6 protein-coding genes are annotated in these 17,820 nt (G+C 60.9%); 1 reads left to right on the plus strand and 5 read right to left on the minus strand.

From position 1 onward, the window contains the following. Positions 1–895 precede the first annotated feature (895 nt). From ACEN9V_RS09340 to ACEN9V_RS09360, 5 genes are all read right to left on the minus strand, one after another. Positions 896–2,164 (minus strand): HlyD family efflux transporter periplasmic adaptor subunit, encoded by a 1,269-nt coding sequence (locus ACEN9V_RS09340; protein ID WP_413603015.1) that lies wholly within the window; start codon positions 2,162–2,164, stop codon positions 896–898. Continuing rightward, positions 2,106–3,761, minus strand: a complete 1,656-nt coding sequence (locus tag ACEN9V_RS09345; protein WP_413603016.1) for a type I secretion system permease/ATPase — start codon at positions 3,759–3,761, stop codon at positions 2,106–2,108. The genes ACEN9V_RS09340 and ACEN9V_RS09345 overlap by 59 nt, the downstream gene beginning before the upstream one ends. A 55-nt stretch (positions 3,762–3,816) precedes the next feature. Beyond that, positions 3,817–14,904, minus strand: coding sequence for a hypothetical protein (locus ACEN9V_RS09350; protein WP_413603017.1), 11,088 nt, complete (start codon positions 14,902–14,904; stop codon positions 3,817–3,819). A 99-nt stretch (positions 14,905–15,003) separates the two neighbouring features. After that, positions 15,004–15,435, minus strand: a complete 432-nt coding sequence (locus tag ACEN9V_RS09355; protein ID WP_413600070.1) for a hypothetical protein — start codon at positions 15,433–15,435, stop codon at positions 15,004–15,006. A gap of 91 nt (positions 15,436–15,526) precedes the next feature. After that, entirely contained in the window at positions 15,527–16,222 is a 696-nt protein-coding gene (locus ACEN9V_RS09360; RefSeq protein WP_413600071.1) for a helix-turn-helix transcriptional regulator, read from the minus strand. A gap of 101 nt (positions 16,223–16,323) precedes the next feature. On the opposite strand from ACEN9V_RS09360, the gene ACEN9V_RS09365 reads away from it, so the two are divergent. Then, a complete protein-coding gene (locus ACEN9V_RS09365; RefSeq protein WP_413600072.1) occupies positions 16,324–17,748 on the plus strand; it encodes an MFS transporter in 1,425 nt (474 codons plus the stop codon). Positions 17,749–17,820 lie beyond the last annotated feature (72 nt).

Here is a 17,820-nt window from a genome sequence, read left to right on the forward strand (position 1 = left end):
CTCACGACTTCCAGCTCGGAATTTGAGGACTGCGGCCGAGAAGTGGTTCAGCCCAGACCATGCAGTGATGGAGTGTCGCAGTGCACGAGGCGGGTCCGTGGCGCCGGAGGAATGCTGCGTATTCGCTAACTCGCCGGCTTCGGCACAACCTGTCCGGCGATAGCTAGCGCTGTTGATTTCGGCAAGGGACGGCTTAAGGGTGATCTGAGGCAGGGCCCGACACGCCCAGGAAGCCTCGGTCCCTGGGCTATCTCGGTGGCTGCGATGAGCACGGCCCCATCGAGCGTGAGTGACAGCTACTGATCTATCCCGGGGCACTCCACGACTGGGACTGGACAGCCGTCAGCGATGCTGTCCTTATCGCGGGCACCGGAATGCTGACCTTCGCCTGGAAGCGGACCCGAGCGCAAGGCCGCGCAGCATCGACGATCACATCAAACGCCATGCCACGCGCCACGTGCGCAACCTTGGCCAGAGGCCTCACTTCGAAACAGGTCCGGCATCGCGGCCGCAGCTCCCGACATGGCAACGGCGATTCACGCTCTACCTCGTCTGTGTCGCCCACCGCGACGGCGATTACTGCCGCAAGCCGATCCAGGGACAGTGAGCCGACCAAATACTCCAATTACCGAGCGCGCGGAGATGCCAACCTTCGCGCGGACCTATTTACAGGGGAGGCGAAGCGCCCACCCAGCGCCGAGGTCCTCGCCCCGGTCTAGATCGAAGCCACACCGACTTGCGGCAGCTATCAGCCGAAAGCCCCCAAGGCCACCACTCCAACACGTTTCATATCCCATTTTAGCCGGCGATCAAATCACGACGCACCCTGGCCCACGGCACCGTGAAGCGACCCACCGCGAATAGACACCCAGCTACGACACCGAACATTTCATCTCTAACGTTCATGGAAAGCAAATCGCAGCCGCTCAACGATCGGCGATACCAAATACGTCAAGATTGACCGCGACCCCCCTTCAACGTGCACTTGCACCGGCATGCCGTTAGCCAACGCAGTCGCACTGGAAACGCCCGCAGCGGCTTTATCGCTCACAACTACTTCCACGTCGTAGGTCGCCCCGGACTTACTCTTGCCGGGGGACGACGGGTTCGCTGATATTGTACGAATTGTGCCCTGAACACTTGTAGAACGCAACTTGTCACCGGTCGTCAAATCGACGAGTACACTATCACCTTTAACCACAAAGGGAGCATCCGCTACCGGTAGCTTAGCCGTAATTACCGTGCCACCACCGTCGCCGACAACCTTCATGGCGGCAGTAGACGGCGGGAGATATTGACCTGATTCGGAGAGGATTGACTGAGAAACGATACCTCGACTCGGCGCCTTTATATGCAGTGCCGCGAGTTGGGTGTCTAGCTGCCCAACTTTCGATTTCGCTTCGATGATCAGCTCTTGATTGTCGGATGCGACTTCGAGAAGATTCGCCTTTACACTCGCGCGGGCTTGTGCGATTTGCGAAGTAATCTGCGCGATCTGTGTTTGTGTCGCTTCAATCTGTGACGCGTACGCCGATGCCGGGCTACCACTATAGGCCGGGTCTAGCGCATTTTTCACTGCGCTAGCCTGCTGCTGTTGAAGCGTCATGAGGATCGCGTCTTGCGAAGACAGCTGTGTCTGCAGCGCTTTTTCGGTCGCTTCCAGGTTAGCGTTGTCATTATCTAATTGCTGCTGCTGCAGAGTGGACGCTTTCGTGATTGACGACTCGGATGCGCGCGAAGCGAGTTCACCCGGGAGCTCAAATGTTGAGGCGCCTGCGAGCTCTGCCGTTATGCGCGCGTCCTTAATTAAGTAAACGGACAGTTGATCGTTCAAATCGCCACGCTGGTCCACTAAGCCATCATCGGCCAAGATGAAGAGGTCTTGATTCTTTTCAACAACTTCACCATTTTTGGTCAGAATCTGGGCAACTCGCCCCCCCGTGGGTAATACGATTGGCGTCACCGAGGCAGATTCACCGATTGTACCGGCGATGATCGTAGCGCTACTCACACGCACAGTAGCAGCCACAGCCACCATTCCACCGACTACTATAAGCAAAAAGGCGAATGTGAGAATTGAGGTGCGGCGCGTCCGCGCCGAGGCGCTACGCAACGACTTTCGCCGCCCGACGTGTAAGTGGTACGACAGTACTTCCTTGCTCAAAAGCGTCCTGCTTGTTTCCGAAGAATTGCATTCCACCGTTATTCAAAATCAACACTTTGTTGACATGATCAAGTATTGCCGTACGGTGCGAGACCACCAGAACAATCGAGCCGTGCTTTCGTGCAGCCTCCAACGACGTTGACAGCGCATCTTCCCCGGAGTGATCCAGATTCGCGTTTGGTTCGTCTAATACGATGCAGAATGGCATCCGGAACATAGCGCGAGCTAAACCAATCCGCTGCCGTTGTCCCCCAGAGAGGGTTATCCCTCCGGCACCGATTTGTGTTGAATATCCATCCGGGAGGGCCTTGATCAACTCGTGGACATCCGCAGAGAGCGCAGCGCCCACGATCTCATCTGAAGTTGCGGTCGAGTCGAACCTACTGATGTTCTCACCCACGGTGCCGTCGAGAAGTTCAACCTGTTGTGGGAGGTAGCCGATCATCCGTGCGCGCTGAGTCGGAGAGTATTGATCGAGCGGGCTCCCGTCGTAGAGAACCTCACCGGATATCAGCTTCCATGCTCCCACAAGCGCATTCATTGTAATCGTCTTGCCAGATCCTGATGGGCCGATGACTGCAACGGCGTCACCGGATTCTACTTGGAAATCAATACCCCTGAGGATAGGAATGCCACCACGCAAAGGGCCGGCGGCCATTGCGCGAACGGCCACGGTCCTGCGCTCGATTGGCAGCTGAACTCCCTGGCTGTCTGTCGTCGACTCCACCCAATCCCGCATCCGCTTCAATGCGACGCGGGCTAAGGACGTCGATTTCCATGTGCCCACAGTCTGCTCGATAGGTGCCAGTGCCCTTGAGGTTACGACCGATGAAGCGAGCATCAGCCCGCTAGACATCTCCCCTTCAATTACCAGGTAGGCACCCACCGCGAGTATCAGTGACTGAAGGAACATCCGAACAGTCTTCGACGTAGTGGTGAACGCAGTCGTACGGCCAACGCTTTTCCGGCGTGACTCCTGAACGTCGATATCCAAACGACTCCATCGAGAGGATAGGGCGTCTATCATCGCCATGGCGCGGATCGAGCGCCAATTGGTGACGATGCTGGATGCGAGGTCGGAACTCCTACGCTGATCCGCGGCGTGAAGGCTGTTTCCACGGTCCGTGGTCAATTGGTTGAGGATGAGAAGGCTGGTTATAACGACCGCGCCCGCAACTGCGATCCACCCAAGAGTGATGTGAATGGAGAACACTATCCAGAGGTAGAGAGGGACCCACGGTAGGTCGAGAATCGCAAGAGCTGCTGGGCCACCCACGAAACCCCGGACAGCTGCCAGGTCTGCGGCCGCGGTCTTGTCGGCCGCCTCGGCGTAAGGGGACTGCGACAGAGCGGAGCGCTCGTGGGCTACCGCGCGAAAAGTGTCTTCAAAGACGTCGGCTATCCCAGACGCGATGCGGCCGCGCACGACTTCAATGATCCCGTAGACCGCAAACAAGCCAGCGGTGATCACGGTTAAAGCAACAAGTGTCGGTACGGATTTGCTTACAAGAACTCGGTCGTATACCTGGAGCATAAACAGAGATCCGGTGAGCATAAGCACATTGGATACCGCGCTCGTAATCAGGAGCGCCGCCATCGCAGACGGCTCCGACTTCACGATTCGTAGGAGGTTCATAGGGTTGCCCTATTGCTCAAATCATCCGGAAGTCGTCGTTGAGGAGGGTGCTCAGGTGGACTCCGTCGAGCGTGAGGGAGTTGTCCGGGTCAAGGTGGAGCACCACTCCGTTGCTCGTGTCTTCTGCTTGAGCGATCAGGTCGTCAAACGTGAGCTCCTGCCATGCGGTGAGATCGATGACATCGAACCCACCTGATGCAGCAGAAGCGAAGTCGGTGATCCGATCGTTACCCGAAGCCAACTCGAACACGAACGTGTCGTTCCCGGCGCCGCCGGTGAGGATGTCGTCCCCGGCGCCGCCGATGAGGATGTCATCACCGTCACCGCCATTCAGCTGGTCGTTGCCGGCACCACCGATCATCGTGTCGTCACCGGAGTAGCCGTAGAGGACGTCATTCCCAGCACCACCATCGAGCGTGTGACCGCCGTCGTTCTGATCACTGAAGTTGTCGTTACCGCCAGTGCCCATAACCGGTGTCTCAAGCAGCAAGCCGCGGTCCCACACGATGCCGTCATCGAACACGACCGACTCCACACCACGGTGGGAGCTGCCACCATCAGTCGCCGTGTAATCGAGCGTGATGGTCCCACCATCACCAGCCCCGGGAGCGGACTCGCCAATTACCAGCTGGATGGTGTTCTGCGCACTCGAGGACAGAACACGCTGCACCTCCGCCGCGGTAACACCATGCAGCACAAGCGTGTCCAACCCGGAATCACCGTAGCTACCGGGCTCGTAGATCTCATCGTTGCCATCACCACGAGACCAGACATACGTGTCGTTCCCGTAGCCACCCTCGAGGTAGTCGTCCCCGGCGCCGCCGATGAGGATGTCATCACCGTCACCGCCATTCAGCTGGTCGTTGCCGGCACCACCGATCATCGTGTCGTCACCGGAGTAGCCGTAGAGGACGTCATTCCCAGCACCACCATCGAGCGTGTGACCGCCGTCGTTCTGATCACTGAAGTTGTCGTTACCGCCAGTGCCCATAACCGGTGTCTCAAGCAGCAAGCCGCGGTCCCACACGATGCCGTCATCGAACACGACCGACTCCACACCACGGTGGGAGCTGCCACCATCAGTCGCCGTGTAATCGAGCGTGATGGTCCCACCATCACCAGCCCCGGGAGCGGACTCGCCAATTACCAGCTGGATGGTGTTCTGCGCACTCGAGGACAGAACACGCTGCACCTCCGCCGCGGTAACACCATGCAGCACAAGCGTGTCCAACCCGGAATCACCGTAGCTACCGGGCTCGTAGATCTCATCGTTGCCATCACCACGAGACCAGACATACGTGTCGTTCCCGTAGCCACCCTCGAGGTAGTCGTCCCCGGCGCCGCCGATGAGGATGTCATCACCGTCACCGCCATTCAGCTGGTCGTTGCCGGCACCACCGATCATCGTGTCGTCACCGGAGTAGCCGTAGAGGACGTCATTCCCAGCACCACCATCGAGCGTGTGACCGCCGTCGTTCTGATCACTGAAGTTGTCGTTACCGCCAGTGCCCATAACCGGTGTCTCAAGCAGCAAGCCGCGGTCCCACACGATGCCGTCATCGAACACGACCGACTCCACACCACGGTGGGAGCTGCCACCATCAGTCGCCGTGTAATCGAGCGTGATGGTCCCACCATCACCAGCCCCGGGAGCGGACTCGCCAATTACCAGCTGGATGGTGTTCTGCGCACTCGAGGACAGAACACGCTGCACCTCCGCCGCGGTAACACCATGCAGCACAAGCGTGTCCAACCCGGAATCACCGTAGCTACCGGGCTCGTAGATCTCATCGTTGCCATCACCACGAGACCAGACATACGTGTCGTTCCCGTAGCCACCCTCGAGGTAGTCGTCCCCGGCGCCGCCGATGAGGATGTCATCACCGTCACCGCCATTCAGCTGGTCGTTGCCGGCACCACCGATCATCGTGTCGTCACCGGAGTAGCCGTAGAGGACGTCATTCCCAGCACCACCATCGAGCGTGTGACCGCCGTCGTTCTGATCACTGAAGTTGTCGTTACCGCCAGTGCCCATAACCGGTGTCTCAAGCAGCAAGCCGCGGTCCCACACGATGCCGTCATCGAACACGACCGACTCCACACCACGGTGGGAGCTGCCACCATCAGTCGCCGTGTAATCGAGCGTGATGGTCCCACCATCACCAGCCCCGGGAGCGGACTCGCCAATTACCAGCTGGATGGTGTTCTGCGCACTCGAGGACAGAACACGCTGCACCTCCGCCGCGGTAACACCATGCAGCACAAGCGTGTCCAACCCGGAATCACCGTAGCTACCGGGCTCGTAGATCTCATCGTTGCCATCACCACGAGACCAGACATACGTGTCGTTCCCGTAGCCACCCTCGAGGTAGTCGTCCCCGGTGCCGCCGATGAGTGTGTCATCACCGTCGTAACCGCGAATGGTGTCGTTGCCGGCACCACCCATCAGCGTTCCCGACCCGTTGATGCTGTCGTTGCCGGCACCACCATCGATCACGTTGATGCCAGAGGAGTCACTGATCGTGTCATCCCCAGCACCACCATGAATGACGTTGTCGCCAGATCCGCCGCTGATGCTGTCGTTGCCATCACCACCGATGATCGGGGAGTCCTGCAACTGCGTGCGGCTCCAGGTGGTGCCGTCATCGAACACGACGAAATCGATGCCGCGATCGGAGCCGTTCGAACCGAACGTGTCGTTCATGGTGATGGTGCCACCATCACCAGCCCCGGGAGCAGACTCTTCGATCACCAGAACCACGGAGCTCTGGTCAGAGGAATACACCACCGTGCGAACCTGGTCAGGCCGGACACCATGGAGCACGACCTTGTCGGTCCCCGAGGTCTCGTAGTAGTAGGTATCAGTGATGGTGTCGTTGCCGTCGCCATGGGACCAGACATACGTGTCGTTCCCGTTACCACCATGGAGTAGATCGTCCCCGGTGCCGCCGATGAGTGTGTCATCACCGTCGTAACCGCGAATGGTGTCGTTGCCGGCACCACCCATCAGCGTTCCCGACCCGTTGATGCTGTCGTTGCCGGCACCACCATCGATCACGTTGATGCCAGAGGAGTCACTGATCGTGTCATCCCCAGCACCACCATGAATGACGTTGTCGCCAGATCCGCCGCTGATGCTGTCGTTGCCATCACCACCGATGATCGGGGAGTCCTGCAACTGCGTGCGGCTCCAGGTGGTGCCGTCATCGAACACGACGAAATCGATGCCGCGATCGGAGCCGTTCGAACCGAACGTGTCGTTCATGGTGATGGTGCCACCATCACCAGCCCCGGGAGCAGACTCTTCGATCACCAGAACCACGGAGCTCTGGTCAGAGGAATACACCACCGTGCGAACCTGGTCAGGCCGGACACCATGGAGCACGACCTTGTCGGTCCCCGAGGTCTCGTAGTAGTAGGTATCAGTGATGGTGTCGTTGCCGTCGCCATGGGACCAGACATACGTGTCGTTCCCGTTACCACCATGGAGTAGATCGTCCCCGGTGCCGCCGATGAGTGTGTCATCACCGTCGTAACCGCGAATGGTGTCGTTGCCGGCACCACCCATCAGCGTTCCCGACCCGTTGATGCTGTCGTTGCCGGCACCACCATCGATCACGTTGATGCCAGAGGAGTCACTGATCGTGTCATCCCCAGCACCACCATGAATGACGTTGTCGCCAGATCCGCCGCTGATGCTGTCGTTGCCATCACCACCGATGATCGGGGAGTCCTGCAACTGCGTGCGGCTCCAGGTGGTGCCGTCATCGAACACGACGAAATCGATGCCGCGATCGGAGCCGTTCGAACCGAACGTGTCGTTCATGGTGATGGTGCCACCATCACCAGCCCCGGGAGCAGACTCTTCGATCACCAGAACCACGGAGCTCTGGTCAGAGGAATACACCACCGTGCGAACCTGGTCAGGCCGGACACCATGGAGCACGACCTTGTCGGTCCCCGAGGTCTCGTAGTAGTAGGTATCAGTGATGGTGTCGTTGCCGTCGCCATGGGACCAGACATACGTGTCGTTCCCGTTACCACCATGGAGTAGATCGTCCCCGGTGCCGCCGATGAGTGTGTCATCACCGTCGTAACCGCGAATGGTGTCGTTGCCGGCACCACCCATCAGCGTTCCCGACCCGTTGATGCTGTCGTTGCCGGCACCACCATCGATCACGTTGATGCCAGAGGAGTCACTGATCGTGTCATCCCCAGCACCACCATGAATGACGTTGTCGCCAGATCCGCCGCTGATGCTGTCGTTGCCATCACCACCGATGATCGGGGAGTCCTGCAACTGCGTGCGGCTCCAGGTGGTGCCGTCATCGAACACGACGAAATCGATGCCGCGATCGGAGCCGTTCGAACCGAACGTGTCGTTCATGGTGATGGTGCCACCATCACCAGCCCCGGGAGCAGACTCTTCGATCACCAGAACCACGGAGCTCTGGTCAGAGGAATACACCACCGTGCGAACCTGGTCAGGCCGGACACCATGGAGCACGACCTTGTCGGTCCCCGAGGTCTCGTAGTAGTAGGTATCAGTGATGGTGTCGTTGCCGTCGCCATGGGACCAGACATACGTGTCGTTCCCGTTACCACCATGGAGTAGATCGTCCCCGGTGCCGCCGATGAGTGTGTCATCACCGTCGTAACCGCGAATGGTGTCGTTGCCGGCACCACCCATCAGCGTTCCCGACCCGTTGATGCTGTCGTTGCCGGCACCACCATCGATCACGTTGATGCCAGAGGAGTCACTGATCGTGTCATCCCCAGCACCACCATGAATGACGTTGTCGCCAGATCCGCCGCTGATGCTGTCGTTGCCATCACCACCGATGATCGGGGAGTCCTGCAACTGCGTGCGGCTCCAGGTGGTGCCGTCATCGAACACGACGAAATCGATGCCGCGATCGGAGCCGTTCGAACCGAACGTGTCGTTCATGGTGATGGTGCCACCATCACCAGCCCCGGGAGCAGACTCTTCGATCACCAGAACCACGGAGCTCTGGTCAGAGGAATACACCACCGTGCGAACCTGGTCAGGCCGGACACCATGGAGCACGACCTTGTCGGTCCCCGAGGTCTCGTAGTAGTAGGTATCAGTGATGGTGTCGTTGCCGTCGCCATGGGACCAGACATACGTGTCGTTCCCGTTACCACCATGGAGTAGATCGTCCCCGGTGCCGCCGATGAGTGTGTCATCACCGTCGTAACCGCGAATGGTGTCGTTGCCGGCACCACCCATCAGCGTTCCCGACCCGTTGATGCTGTCGTTGCCGGCACCACCATCGATCACGTTGATGCCAGAGGAGTCACTGATCGTGTCATCCCCAGCACCACCATGAATGACGTTGTCGCCAGATCCGCCGCTGATGCTGTCGTTGCCATCACCACCGATGATCGGGGAGTCCTGCAACTGCGTGCGGCTCCAGGTGGTGCCGTCATCGAACACGACGAAATCGATGCCGCGATCGGAGCCGTTCGAACCGAACGTGTCGTTCATGGTGATGGTGCCACCATCACCAGCCCCGGGAGCAGACTCTTCGATCACCAGAACCACGGAGCTCTGGTCAGAGGAATACACCACCGTGCGAACCTGGTCAGGCCGGACACCATGGAGCACGACCTTGTCGGTCCCCGAGGTCTCGTAGTAGTAGGTATCAGTGATGGTGTCGTTGCCGTCGCCATGGGACCAGACATACGTGTCGTTCCCGTTACCACCATGGAGTAGATCGTCCCCGGTGCCGCCGATGAGTGTGTCATCACCGTCGTAACCGCGAATGGTGTCGTTGCCGGCACCACCCATCAGCGTTCCCGACCCGTTGATGCTGTCGTTGCCGGCACCACCATCGATCACGTTGATGCCAGAGGAGTCACTGATCGTGTCATCCCCAGCACCACCATGAATGACGTTGTCGCCAGATCCGCCGCTGATGCTGTCGTTGCCATCACCACCGATGATCGGGGAGTCCTGCAACTGCGTGCGGCTCCAGGTGGTGCCGTCATCGAACACGACGAAATCGATGCCGCGATCGGAGCCGTTCGAACCGAACGTGTCGTTCATGGTGATGGTGCCACCATCACCAGCCCCGGGAGCAGACTCTTCGATCACCAGAACCACGGAGCTCTGGTCAGAGGAATACACCACCGTGCGAACCTGGTCAGGCCGGACACCATGGAGCACGACCTTGTCGGTCCCCGAGGTCTCGTAGTAGTAGGTATCAGTGATGGTGTCGTTGCCGTCGCCATGGGACCAGACATACGTGTCGTTCCCGTTACCACCATGGAGTAGATCGTCCCCGGTGCCGCCGATGAGTGTGTCATCACCGTCGTAACCGCGAATGGTGTCGTTGCCGGCACCACCCATCAGCGTTCCCGACCCGTTGATGCTGTCGTTGCCGGCACCACCATCGATCACGTTGATGCCAGAGGAGTCACTGATCGTGTCATCCCCAGCACCACCATGAATGACGTTGTCGCCAGATCCGCCGCTGATGCTGTCGTTGCCATCACCACCGATGATCGGGGAGTCCTGCAACTGCGTGCGGCTCCAGGTGGTGCCGTCATCGAACACGACGAAATCGATGCCGCGATCGGAGCCGTTCGAACCGAACGTGTCGTTCATGGTGATGGTGCCACCATCACCAGCCCCGGGAGCAGACTCTTCGATCACCAGAACCACGGAGCTCTGGTCAGAGGAATACACCACCGTGCGAACCTGGTCAGGCCGGACACCATGGAGCACGACCTTGTCGGTCCCCGAGGTCTCGTAGTAGTAGGTATCAGTGATGGTGTCGTTGCCGTCGCCATGGGACCAGACATACGTGTCGTTCCCGTTACCACCATGGAGTAGATCGTCCCCGGTGCCGCCGATGAGTGTGTCATCACCGTCGTAACCGCGAATGGTGTCGTTGCCGGCACCACCCATCAGCGTTCCCGACCCGTTGATGCTGTCGTTGCCGGCACCACCATCGATCACGTTGATGCCAGAGGAGTCACTGATCGTGTCATCCCCAGCACCACCATGAATGACGTTGTCGCCAGATCCGCCGCTGATGCTGTCGTTGCCATCACCACCGATGATCGGGGAGTCCTGCAACTGCGTGCGGCTCCAGGTGGTGCCGTCATCGAACACGACGAAATCGATGCCGCGATCGGAGCCGTTCGAACCGAACGTGTCGTTCATGGTGATGGTGCCACCATCACCAGCCCCGGGAGCAGACTCTTCGATCACCAGAACCACGGAGCTCTGGTCAGAGGAATACACCACCGTGCGAACCTGGTCAGGCCGGACACCATGGAGCACGACCTTGTCGGTCCCCGAGGTCTCGTAGTAGTAGGTATCAGTGATGGTGTCGTTGCCGTCGCCATGGGACCAGACATACGTGTCGTTCCCGTTACCACCATGGAGTAGATCGTCCCCGGTGCCGCCGATGAGTGTGTCATCACCGTCGTAACCGCGAATGGTGTCGTTGCCGGCACCACCCATCAGCGTTCCCGACCCGTTGATGCTGTCGTTGCCGGCACCACCATCGATCACGTTGATGCCAGAGGAGTCACTGATCGTGTCATCCCCAGCACCACCATGAATGACGTTGTCGCCAGATCCGCCGCTGATGCTGTCGTTGCCATCACCACCGATGATCGGGGAGTCCTGCAACTGCGTGCGGCTCCAGGTGGTGCCGTCATCGAACACGACGAAATCGATGCCGCGATCGGAGCCGTTCGAACCGAACGTGTCGTTCATGGTGATGGTGCCACCATCACCAGCCCCGGGAGCAGACTCTTCGATCACCAGAACCACGGAGCTCTGGTCAGAGGAATACACCACCGTGCGAACCTGGTCAGGCCGGACACCATGGAGCACGACCTTGTCGGTCCCCGAGGTCTCGTAGTAGTAGGTATCAGTGATGGTGTCGTTGCCGTCGCCATGGGACCAGACATACGTGTCGTTCCCGTTACCACCATGGAGTAGATCGTCCCCGGTGCCGCCGATGAGTGTGTCATCACCGTCGTAACCGCGAATGGTGTCGTTGCCGGCACCACCCATCAGCGTTCCCGACCCGTTGATGCTGTCGTTGCCGGCACCACCATCGATCACGTTGATGCCAGAGGAGTCACTGATCGTGTCATCCCCAGCACCACCATGAATGACGTCGTTGAAAGCGGTGGTGTTGATGGGGTAGGTGGTGCCGTTGATGTTGAGGGTTTCGATGCCAGTGCCGTAGTTGGTGCTGTGGGCGAGGGTGATGGAGCCGGCGTTGGTGGGGTCGGGGGTGTTGATGTGGATGGTGATGTCGCCGTTGGCGAATCGTTCGATGGTGATTTGGTCGGGGGTAACGCCGTTGATGTTGAGGGTGTCGTTGGTGGTGTTGCCGGTGTCGGCGATGGTGTCGTGGCCGTCTCCGGGGTTCCAGAGGTAGGTGTCGTTGCCGTCACCGCCGTTGATGTGGTCGTTGCCGGTGCCGCCGATGATGAGGTCTGGGGTGTTGCCGTGCGCGGTAATGGTGTCGTTGCCGGTTCCGCCGGTGACGAGGTGTGCACCGTTTTTGAGGGCGGTGATGAGGGCTGCGGTGCCGGTGTCGAGGGGATGCTGCTCGATTGCGGTGAGGATGCGGTCGGTGAGGGTGGTGCCGCCGCTGGTCATCGCTGGTGCGAACGTCTGCAGTGTTTCGAAGACGTGGAGGACATCGGCGATTTGAGTGCTGCTGGTGATTGTGGCGGGGATGTCGGTGAGCAGCTTGGTGAGTGTGTGCTCGAGGATCAGCGCGGGGACACCGGCCGTGGCGAACTGCTGGTCGAACAGGGCAGCGCTGAGGACGGCGAGGGGGTGGGCGTCGATCAGGGTGGAGTCGTGTGCGAGGGCGGCGGCTGACGCGGGCAGCTGTGCGGCGAGACGTTCGACGAAGGTGTGCATCACGGACTGGTAGTAGGTCTCGAGTGCCGTCGCGGAGTTGCCGGTGATGGCGCCCTTCGCCTGGTTGAGGTAGGTGGTGCCGTGTACTGCTTCGAGGAACGCTGCGTGAACGGCGTCCATGTCGCCGCGGGTTCCTGGGGTAGCGGTGTCTGCACCAGCCCAGGTGAGCAGGAACTGCTCGACCTGGGTGTAGATCTCTTGCACGCTGGCGGTACTGGATCCGGTGACGATACCGGTCAGCGCTGCCATCAATGCGGGATTCGCATCGAGGGCATGGGAGAGGTCAAGGACCGTGCCGAACCCGGTGAGGTGGGGAAGCTGCTTCGCGGTGGCGCTGACCGGGGTGGTGTCGGCGTTGGGGTCGACGGTGTGGACTTGGTCGTTCTGGAACCAGATGTCAGCGATCTTGCCGGCGGTGCCGTCTGCTTTGGTGTAGGTGGCGGACTCGGTTGAAAGGTTACCGTTGACCCATTCACCGGTGCGGGAGGTTTGCAAATTGATGCTGGCCACGCCCGCATCACGAAGCGACGTGAGTTCACCGACGTCCGTGACACCGTCGCCGTCGAGGTCGCGCCAGACCTTGAGCTGGTCGTAAATGGCGTCGTTGGCGTCGATGACGCCGTCTTTGTTGTCGTCGTACTTTGCAAGGACCTGGAAGCCGTCGGTGGTTTCGTTGCCGAAGAGCTCGTTGATGCCATCGATGCGGCCGTTGCCATTGCTGTCCAGCGCGAGGAAGCCGTCATCAGATCCGATCCAAGCGGTCTTCTCGGCGAGGCCGTTGTCGTTGAGGTCGAAGTGTGCGTTCGAGTGGGCCAAGTCGATGACATCGAGACCATCGCCGTCGAGGTCAAGTACCAGCGGATCGATCGGACGCGTGTAGAACGGGCCAGCCCCGTTTAACCAGTCCGACAAATCCCCGCTAAACAACGCATTCATCAAATCGGAGAAGCTCTCGTAGAGGTCCTCACCGATCTGCGACCCGACCAACGCCCCGATCCCGGCACCGATGAATACGCCGAGCGTAACTGCCCAGCCAACTGGCGTGAGCTCGAAAGCCGCGAGCATAAGGCCGATTGCCGCGGATGCGAGCATCTCACCCGCAATTCCGCCAAGAATACCGCCGACGTTGCGTGCAGAATACTCGCCGATCAAGTCGAGAGCACCGTCGCGATCGCCAGCCTGGAACCGCTCGGCCACTTCGTGAGCTGTGGCGAACACGTCCCACACCACAGCAGCGGCACCGCCGACAACGCCCACACCCTTGAGGATCCGAGCAACGCTACCCAGATTCAAAGCCTCAACAGTTATCGATCCGGTCTCGTCATGCAGAAGACCGTTCAGTAGATCGCTGAATGAAACGGGCTTTGCATCCGGCGTACTGACTGGGCTGCCGACGGGAGCCGCGCCGCTAGGCAGATGCAGGCCAGTGAATTGCTCAACCTGAGCCTTGAGTGCTTCAAAGAGTGGGCCTGCAGAATGGCCGGGAACCGCCTTATTGAAATCCAGCCCGGCGTAAAACATTTTCGATTCAGCGACAACAGTCTCGAAAATACCCGCGCTGCCGGTACCTGCCCCATGCGAAGCTTCCCATTCGCTAGCAATAGCAGCAAGCTCGGACTTGGAATGCCCATTGATGGACGTCACAGCCGGATTATTCATGAGCGTGGGCAGCTCGATGAGCGAGAAAATACGATCTTCGCGAGCATTTGGCCCGAAAAGTACCACGTCGCCCGAGGCGGCTTCCGCGTAACGCATGGAAGCCTTGTCCCACATCCCGTCGGGAACAACATTACCGTGTTCATCCACAGTGCTCGAGCCGAAGCGCAGCAGCTTCGCCGAATCGGTCCACAACGAGCCGTAGACCTCAACGATTGCGTTCGATACGTCCGCACTCCCAAGGAACTTGCCCACCTCGGAGTTATCGATGATTCCATAGGCACCACGGTTGGACGCGGCAAACTCCATGGCCGATTCGTAAGGAACGCCACTGAAGTCTGTCTTATCCGGGTCAGGGAAGGTGCCGCCACTATACGCAAGCCACACTCGGTCTGGATTAGCGGGCGTGTCCTGGGCGATGGACAACCCATCTGCGAGATCTTTGATCTTCGCGGCGAGCTGGGCCTCGCTTGGGTTTGTTGCAAGGAATGAGTTCAGCGCGTCAATCGCGTCTGCAGCAGTCATGGTTGTCGACATAGGTGCCCCCGGGAAAATCACCGATGCCTCATGCGTCGGTGCAGCAAGAAGTGACGAAAATATTAGGAACGCGTTTGCGTGCTCGGATCAGTAGCCGAAGTCGTGAAGGCTGAGTTCGTCTACGCCATTGCGAACGCGAATTTTGCCGTCAGATTTAGAAAGCCCGTTGAACATCTCACCGAAAACAATTAGGCATTCTGTCGCAATTGCGCGTGCCTGTTGTTCTTCTTCAGGAGATGTGAACTCGTATGCGGGAGTATCATAGGTACTCGAGAAAGCGACGCTGCCAGTAACATTGGGTTCGGTGTACAAAATGTAACCCGTGTCGTAGCTGGCTCCGACTAGCCCCTGTCGTGCGCTCACAGGGATGATTCGCTCGTTCCATGTCAATTCAAAAGCGAATACCGACCCCATCGCTAGCGTTCCAAGGAATTTGAAGGTGATATTTCGTTCTTCGTCGCGCAGCGATTTACCGCCCGAGGAGCCCCCCGTCGACGTACCGGCCTCTACTCGCAGCATGTGTCCCCTCAACGTTCTCTGATTCACAGACAGTATCGATGGCTTTGAAGGTCCGCCGCCCCCTGTTGAGGGGTGGTTCTCGGTGCCAACTTCAGCAGCCACTTGAGCGGCCTCGAGATGCCGCTCCTTTCAGCAGCAAGTCGTGTCGATGCCAGAGCTCGACGAACCGCGGGGAGGCGGCGCTCAACCCGGCGACGACCGCGGCGCGGCGGTCGGCGAGCGGTTCGATCTCGCTCTGCGACCGCAGCTGCGCGACCATCCGTCTGGTCACCGACTCCCAGTCCGGCATCGCGGCACGCCAGTCCGCGTCGGTGAACGCCAGCCACATGGTGTTCCGCTCCGTCGTCGGCAGCGCGTCGAGGTCCGTCACGAGGTGCCCGAAGGACGCGTTGTGGGCGACCACGTCGAAGCAGCCGTCCTGGACGTACGCCGGAACCGGGGACAGCCGCTCGATCAGCCGCACCACCACGTCGTCCACACGTGGTCGACCGTGTGACGAGGGCGTCACTCGGTACCCGCCGAGGTGCATCACGTAGGCCAGCTCGTCGTCATCGAGTCGGAGCACGCGACCGACGGCCCGCAGCACCTGCTCGGACGGGTGGATGTCACGCCCTTGCTCGAGCCACGTGTACCAGGTGACGCCGACGCCGGCGAGTTGGGCGACCTCTTCACGCCGCAGCCCGGGTGTGCGCCGACGTCCACCGGGGGCGAGGCCGATCTCCTGCGGCGGGATCCGTCCGCGACGCGACCGCAGGAACGCTCCGAGCTCGCGAAGTCGAGTGTCCACGACCTCATCCTGCCCCTGGGGAGCCGTTCAGTCCTGGTGGTGCTGGTACCCGTACCAAGAGGCTCCTGGTACCAGCAGTGCACCTGCGCGACGCTCCTCTCATGACCTCAGGCACGTCCCAGGACACCGCATCGCGGCGCACCCCGGCGCTCAGCAGGCTCGGACTGACGGTCCTGCTCGTCGGACCGTTCCTCGCCAACCTCGACCTGTTCATCACGAACGTCGCGCTGCCGAGCATCGCGCACGACCTGCACGCGTCCGCCGGAGCGCTCGAGCTGGTCGCCGGCGGGTACGCCGTGACGTACGCCGCGTTCCTCGTCCTCGGTGGCCGGCTCGGCGACCGCTTCGGACGACGCCGCCTGTTCGGCATCGGACTCGTCGCGTTCGCCCTGACCTCCCTGCTCGCCGGCACCGCGTCGACCGCGACGGTGCTGGTGCTCGCGCGGTTCGCCCAGGGCGCCGCCGCCGCGCTGCTGACACCGCGGGTGCTCGCCACGGTGCAGACCGTGCTGGAAGGCCCCGCGCGTGCTCGCGCCATCAGCCGGTACGCGGTCGCCGGCGGACTCTCCGCGGTCGCCGGGCAGCTGGTCGGTGGGCTGCTCATCCAGGCCGACCTCCTCGGCCTGGGATGGCGGACGGTGTTCCTCGTCAACCTGCCGATCGGCCTCGCGGCGTTGCTGCTCACACGTCGCACCGTCCCGGAGAACCGGTCGTCCGTCCGCGCGGGGCTCGACCTCGTCGGTGTCGTGCTGCTCGCCGTCGTGCTCGTCTGTCTGCTGGTCCCGTTGGCGGAGGGACCCTCGCTCGGCTGGCCCGTGTGGACCGTCGTGGTCCTCGTCGCCGTCGCGCCGGCAGCAGCCGCGCTGGTCGTCGTCGAAGCACGAGCGGAACGTCTCGGGCGACTGCCGCTGCTCCCGCCGTCGCTGCTCCGGCTACCGTCCATGCGGCGAGGACTCCCGATCCTGCTGGTGTTCTTCCCGGCAGTCAGTGCGTTCCTGTTCGTCTTCGCCCTCACCACGCAGGACCTCCTCGGGATCAGCCCGCTGTGGTCCGGTGTCGCCGTCACCCCGATCACGATCGCCTACGTCTGCACCTCGTTCGCCGTTCCCGCGCTCCTGCGACGCCATGGACGGAGGGTGCTCATCGCCGGCGGACTGACCCAGGGGATCGGGTTCGCGGGGACCGCAGCGCTCGTCATCGCCGCGCCCGACGGGCCCCCGATAGTCGCCGTGGTGCTGACGTTGGCGCTGTCCGGGATCGGGCAGGCCCTCGGCGTCGGCGCGCTCTTCGGGACGGTCCTCGCCGACGTCCCGTCGCACCTCGCGGGTGTCGGCGGCGGCGTGATGGTCACGGTGCAGCAGACCGCTCTCGCGCTGGGGGTCGCGGTCCTCGGCACCCTCTTCACCGCGCTGCTGCCGATCGACCGGACCCTCGCCATCGCCGTCGTCGCGGGCGCTCTCGTCGCCACACAGCTCGTCGTCGCCGTCGCCGCACGGTCCACGCTGCGAACGCCCGTGGTGCGCTGACCAGCCGTCGGGTCACGCCAGAGGATGACTTCCGACGGTCGGCCTTCGTCATCGAGGAGGACGCGGCCACGT

Source organism: Curtobacterium sp. Curtsp57, from assembly GCF_047324335.1.
GTDB lineage: Bacteria > Actinomycetota > Actinomycetes > Actinomycetales > Microbacteriaceae > Curtobacterium.

Coding starts and splice junctions, on each gene's coding strand:
- ACEN9V_RS09345 (WP_413603016.1), bottom strand. CDS start 3,761: ATGGCGGCGCTCCTGATTACGAGCGCGGTATCCAATGTGCTTATGCTC.
- ACEN9V_RS09350 (WP_413603017.1), bottom strand. CDS start 14,904: ATGACTGCTGCAGACGCGATTGACGCGCTGAACTCATTCCTTGCAACA.
- ACEN9V_RS09355 (WP_413600070.1), bottom strand. CDS start 15,435: ATGCTGCGAGTAGAGGCCGGTACGTCGACGGGGGGCTCCTCGGGCGGT.
- ACEN9V_RS09365 (WP_413600072.1), top strand. CDS start 16,324: ATGACCTCAGGCACGTCCCAGGACACCGCATCGCGGCGCACCCCGGCG.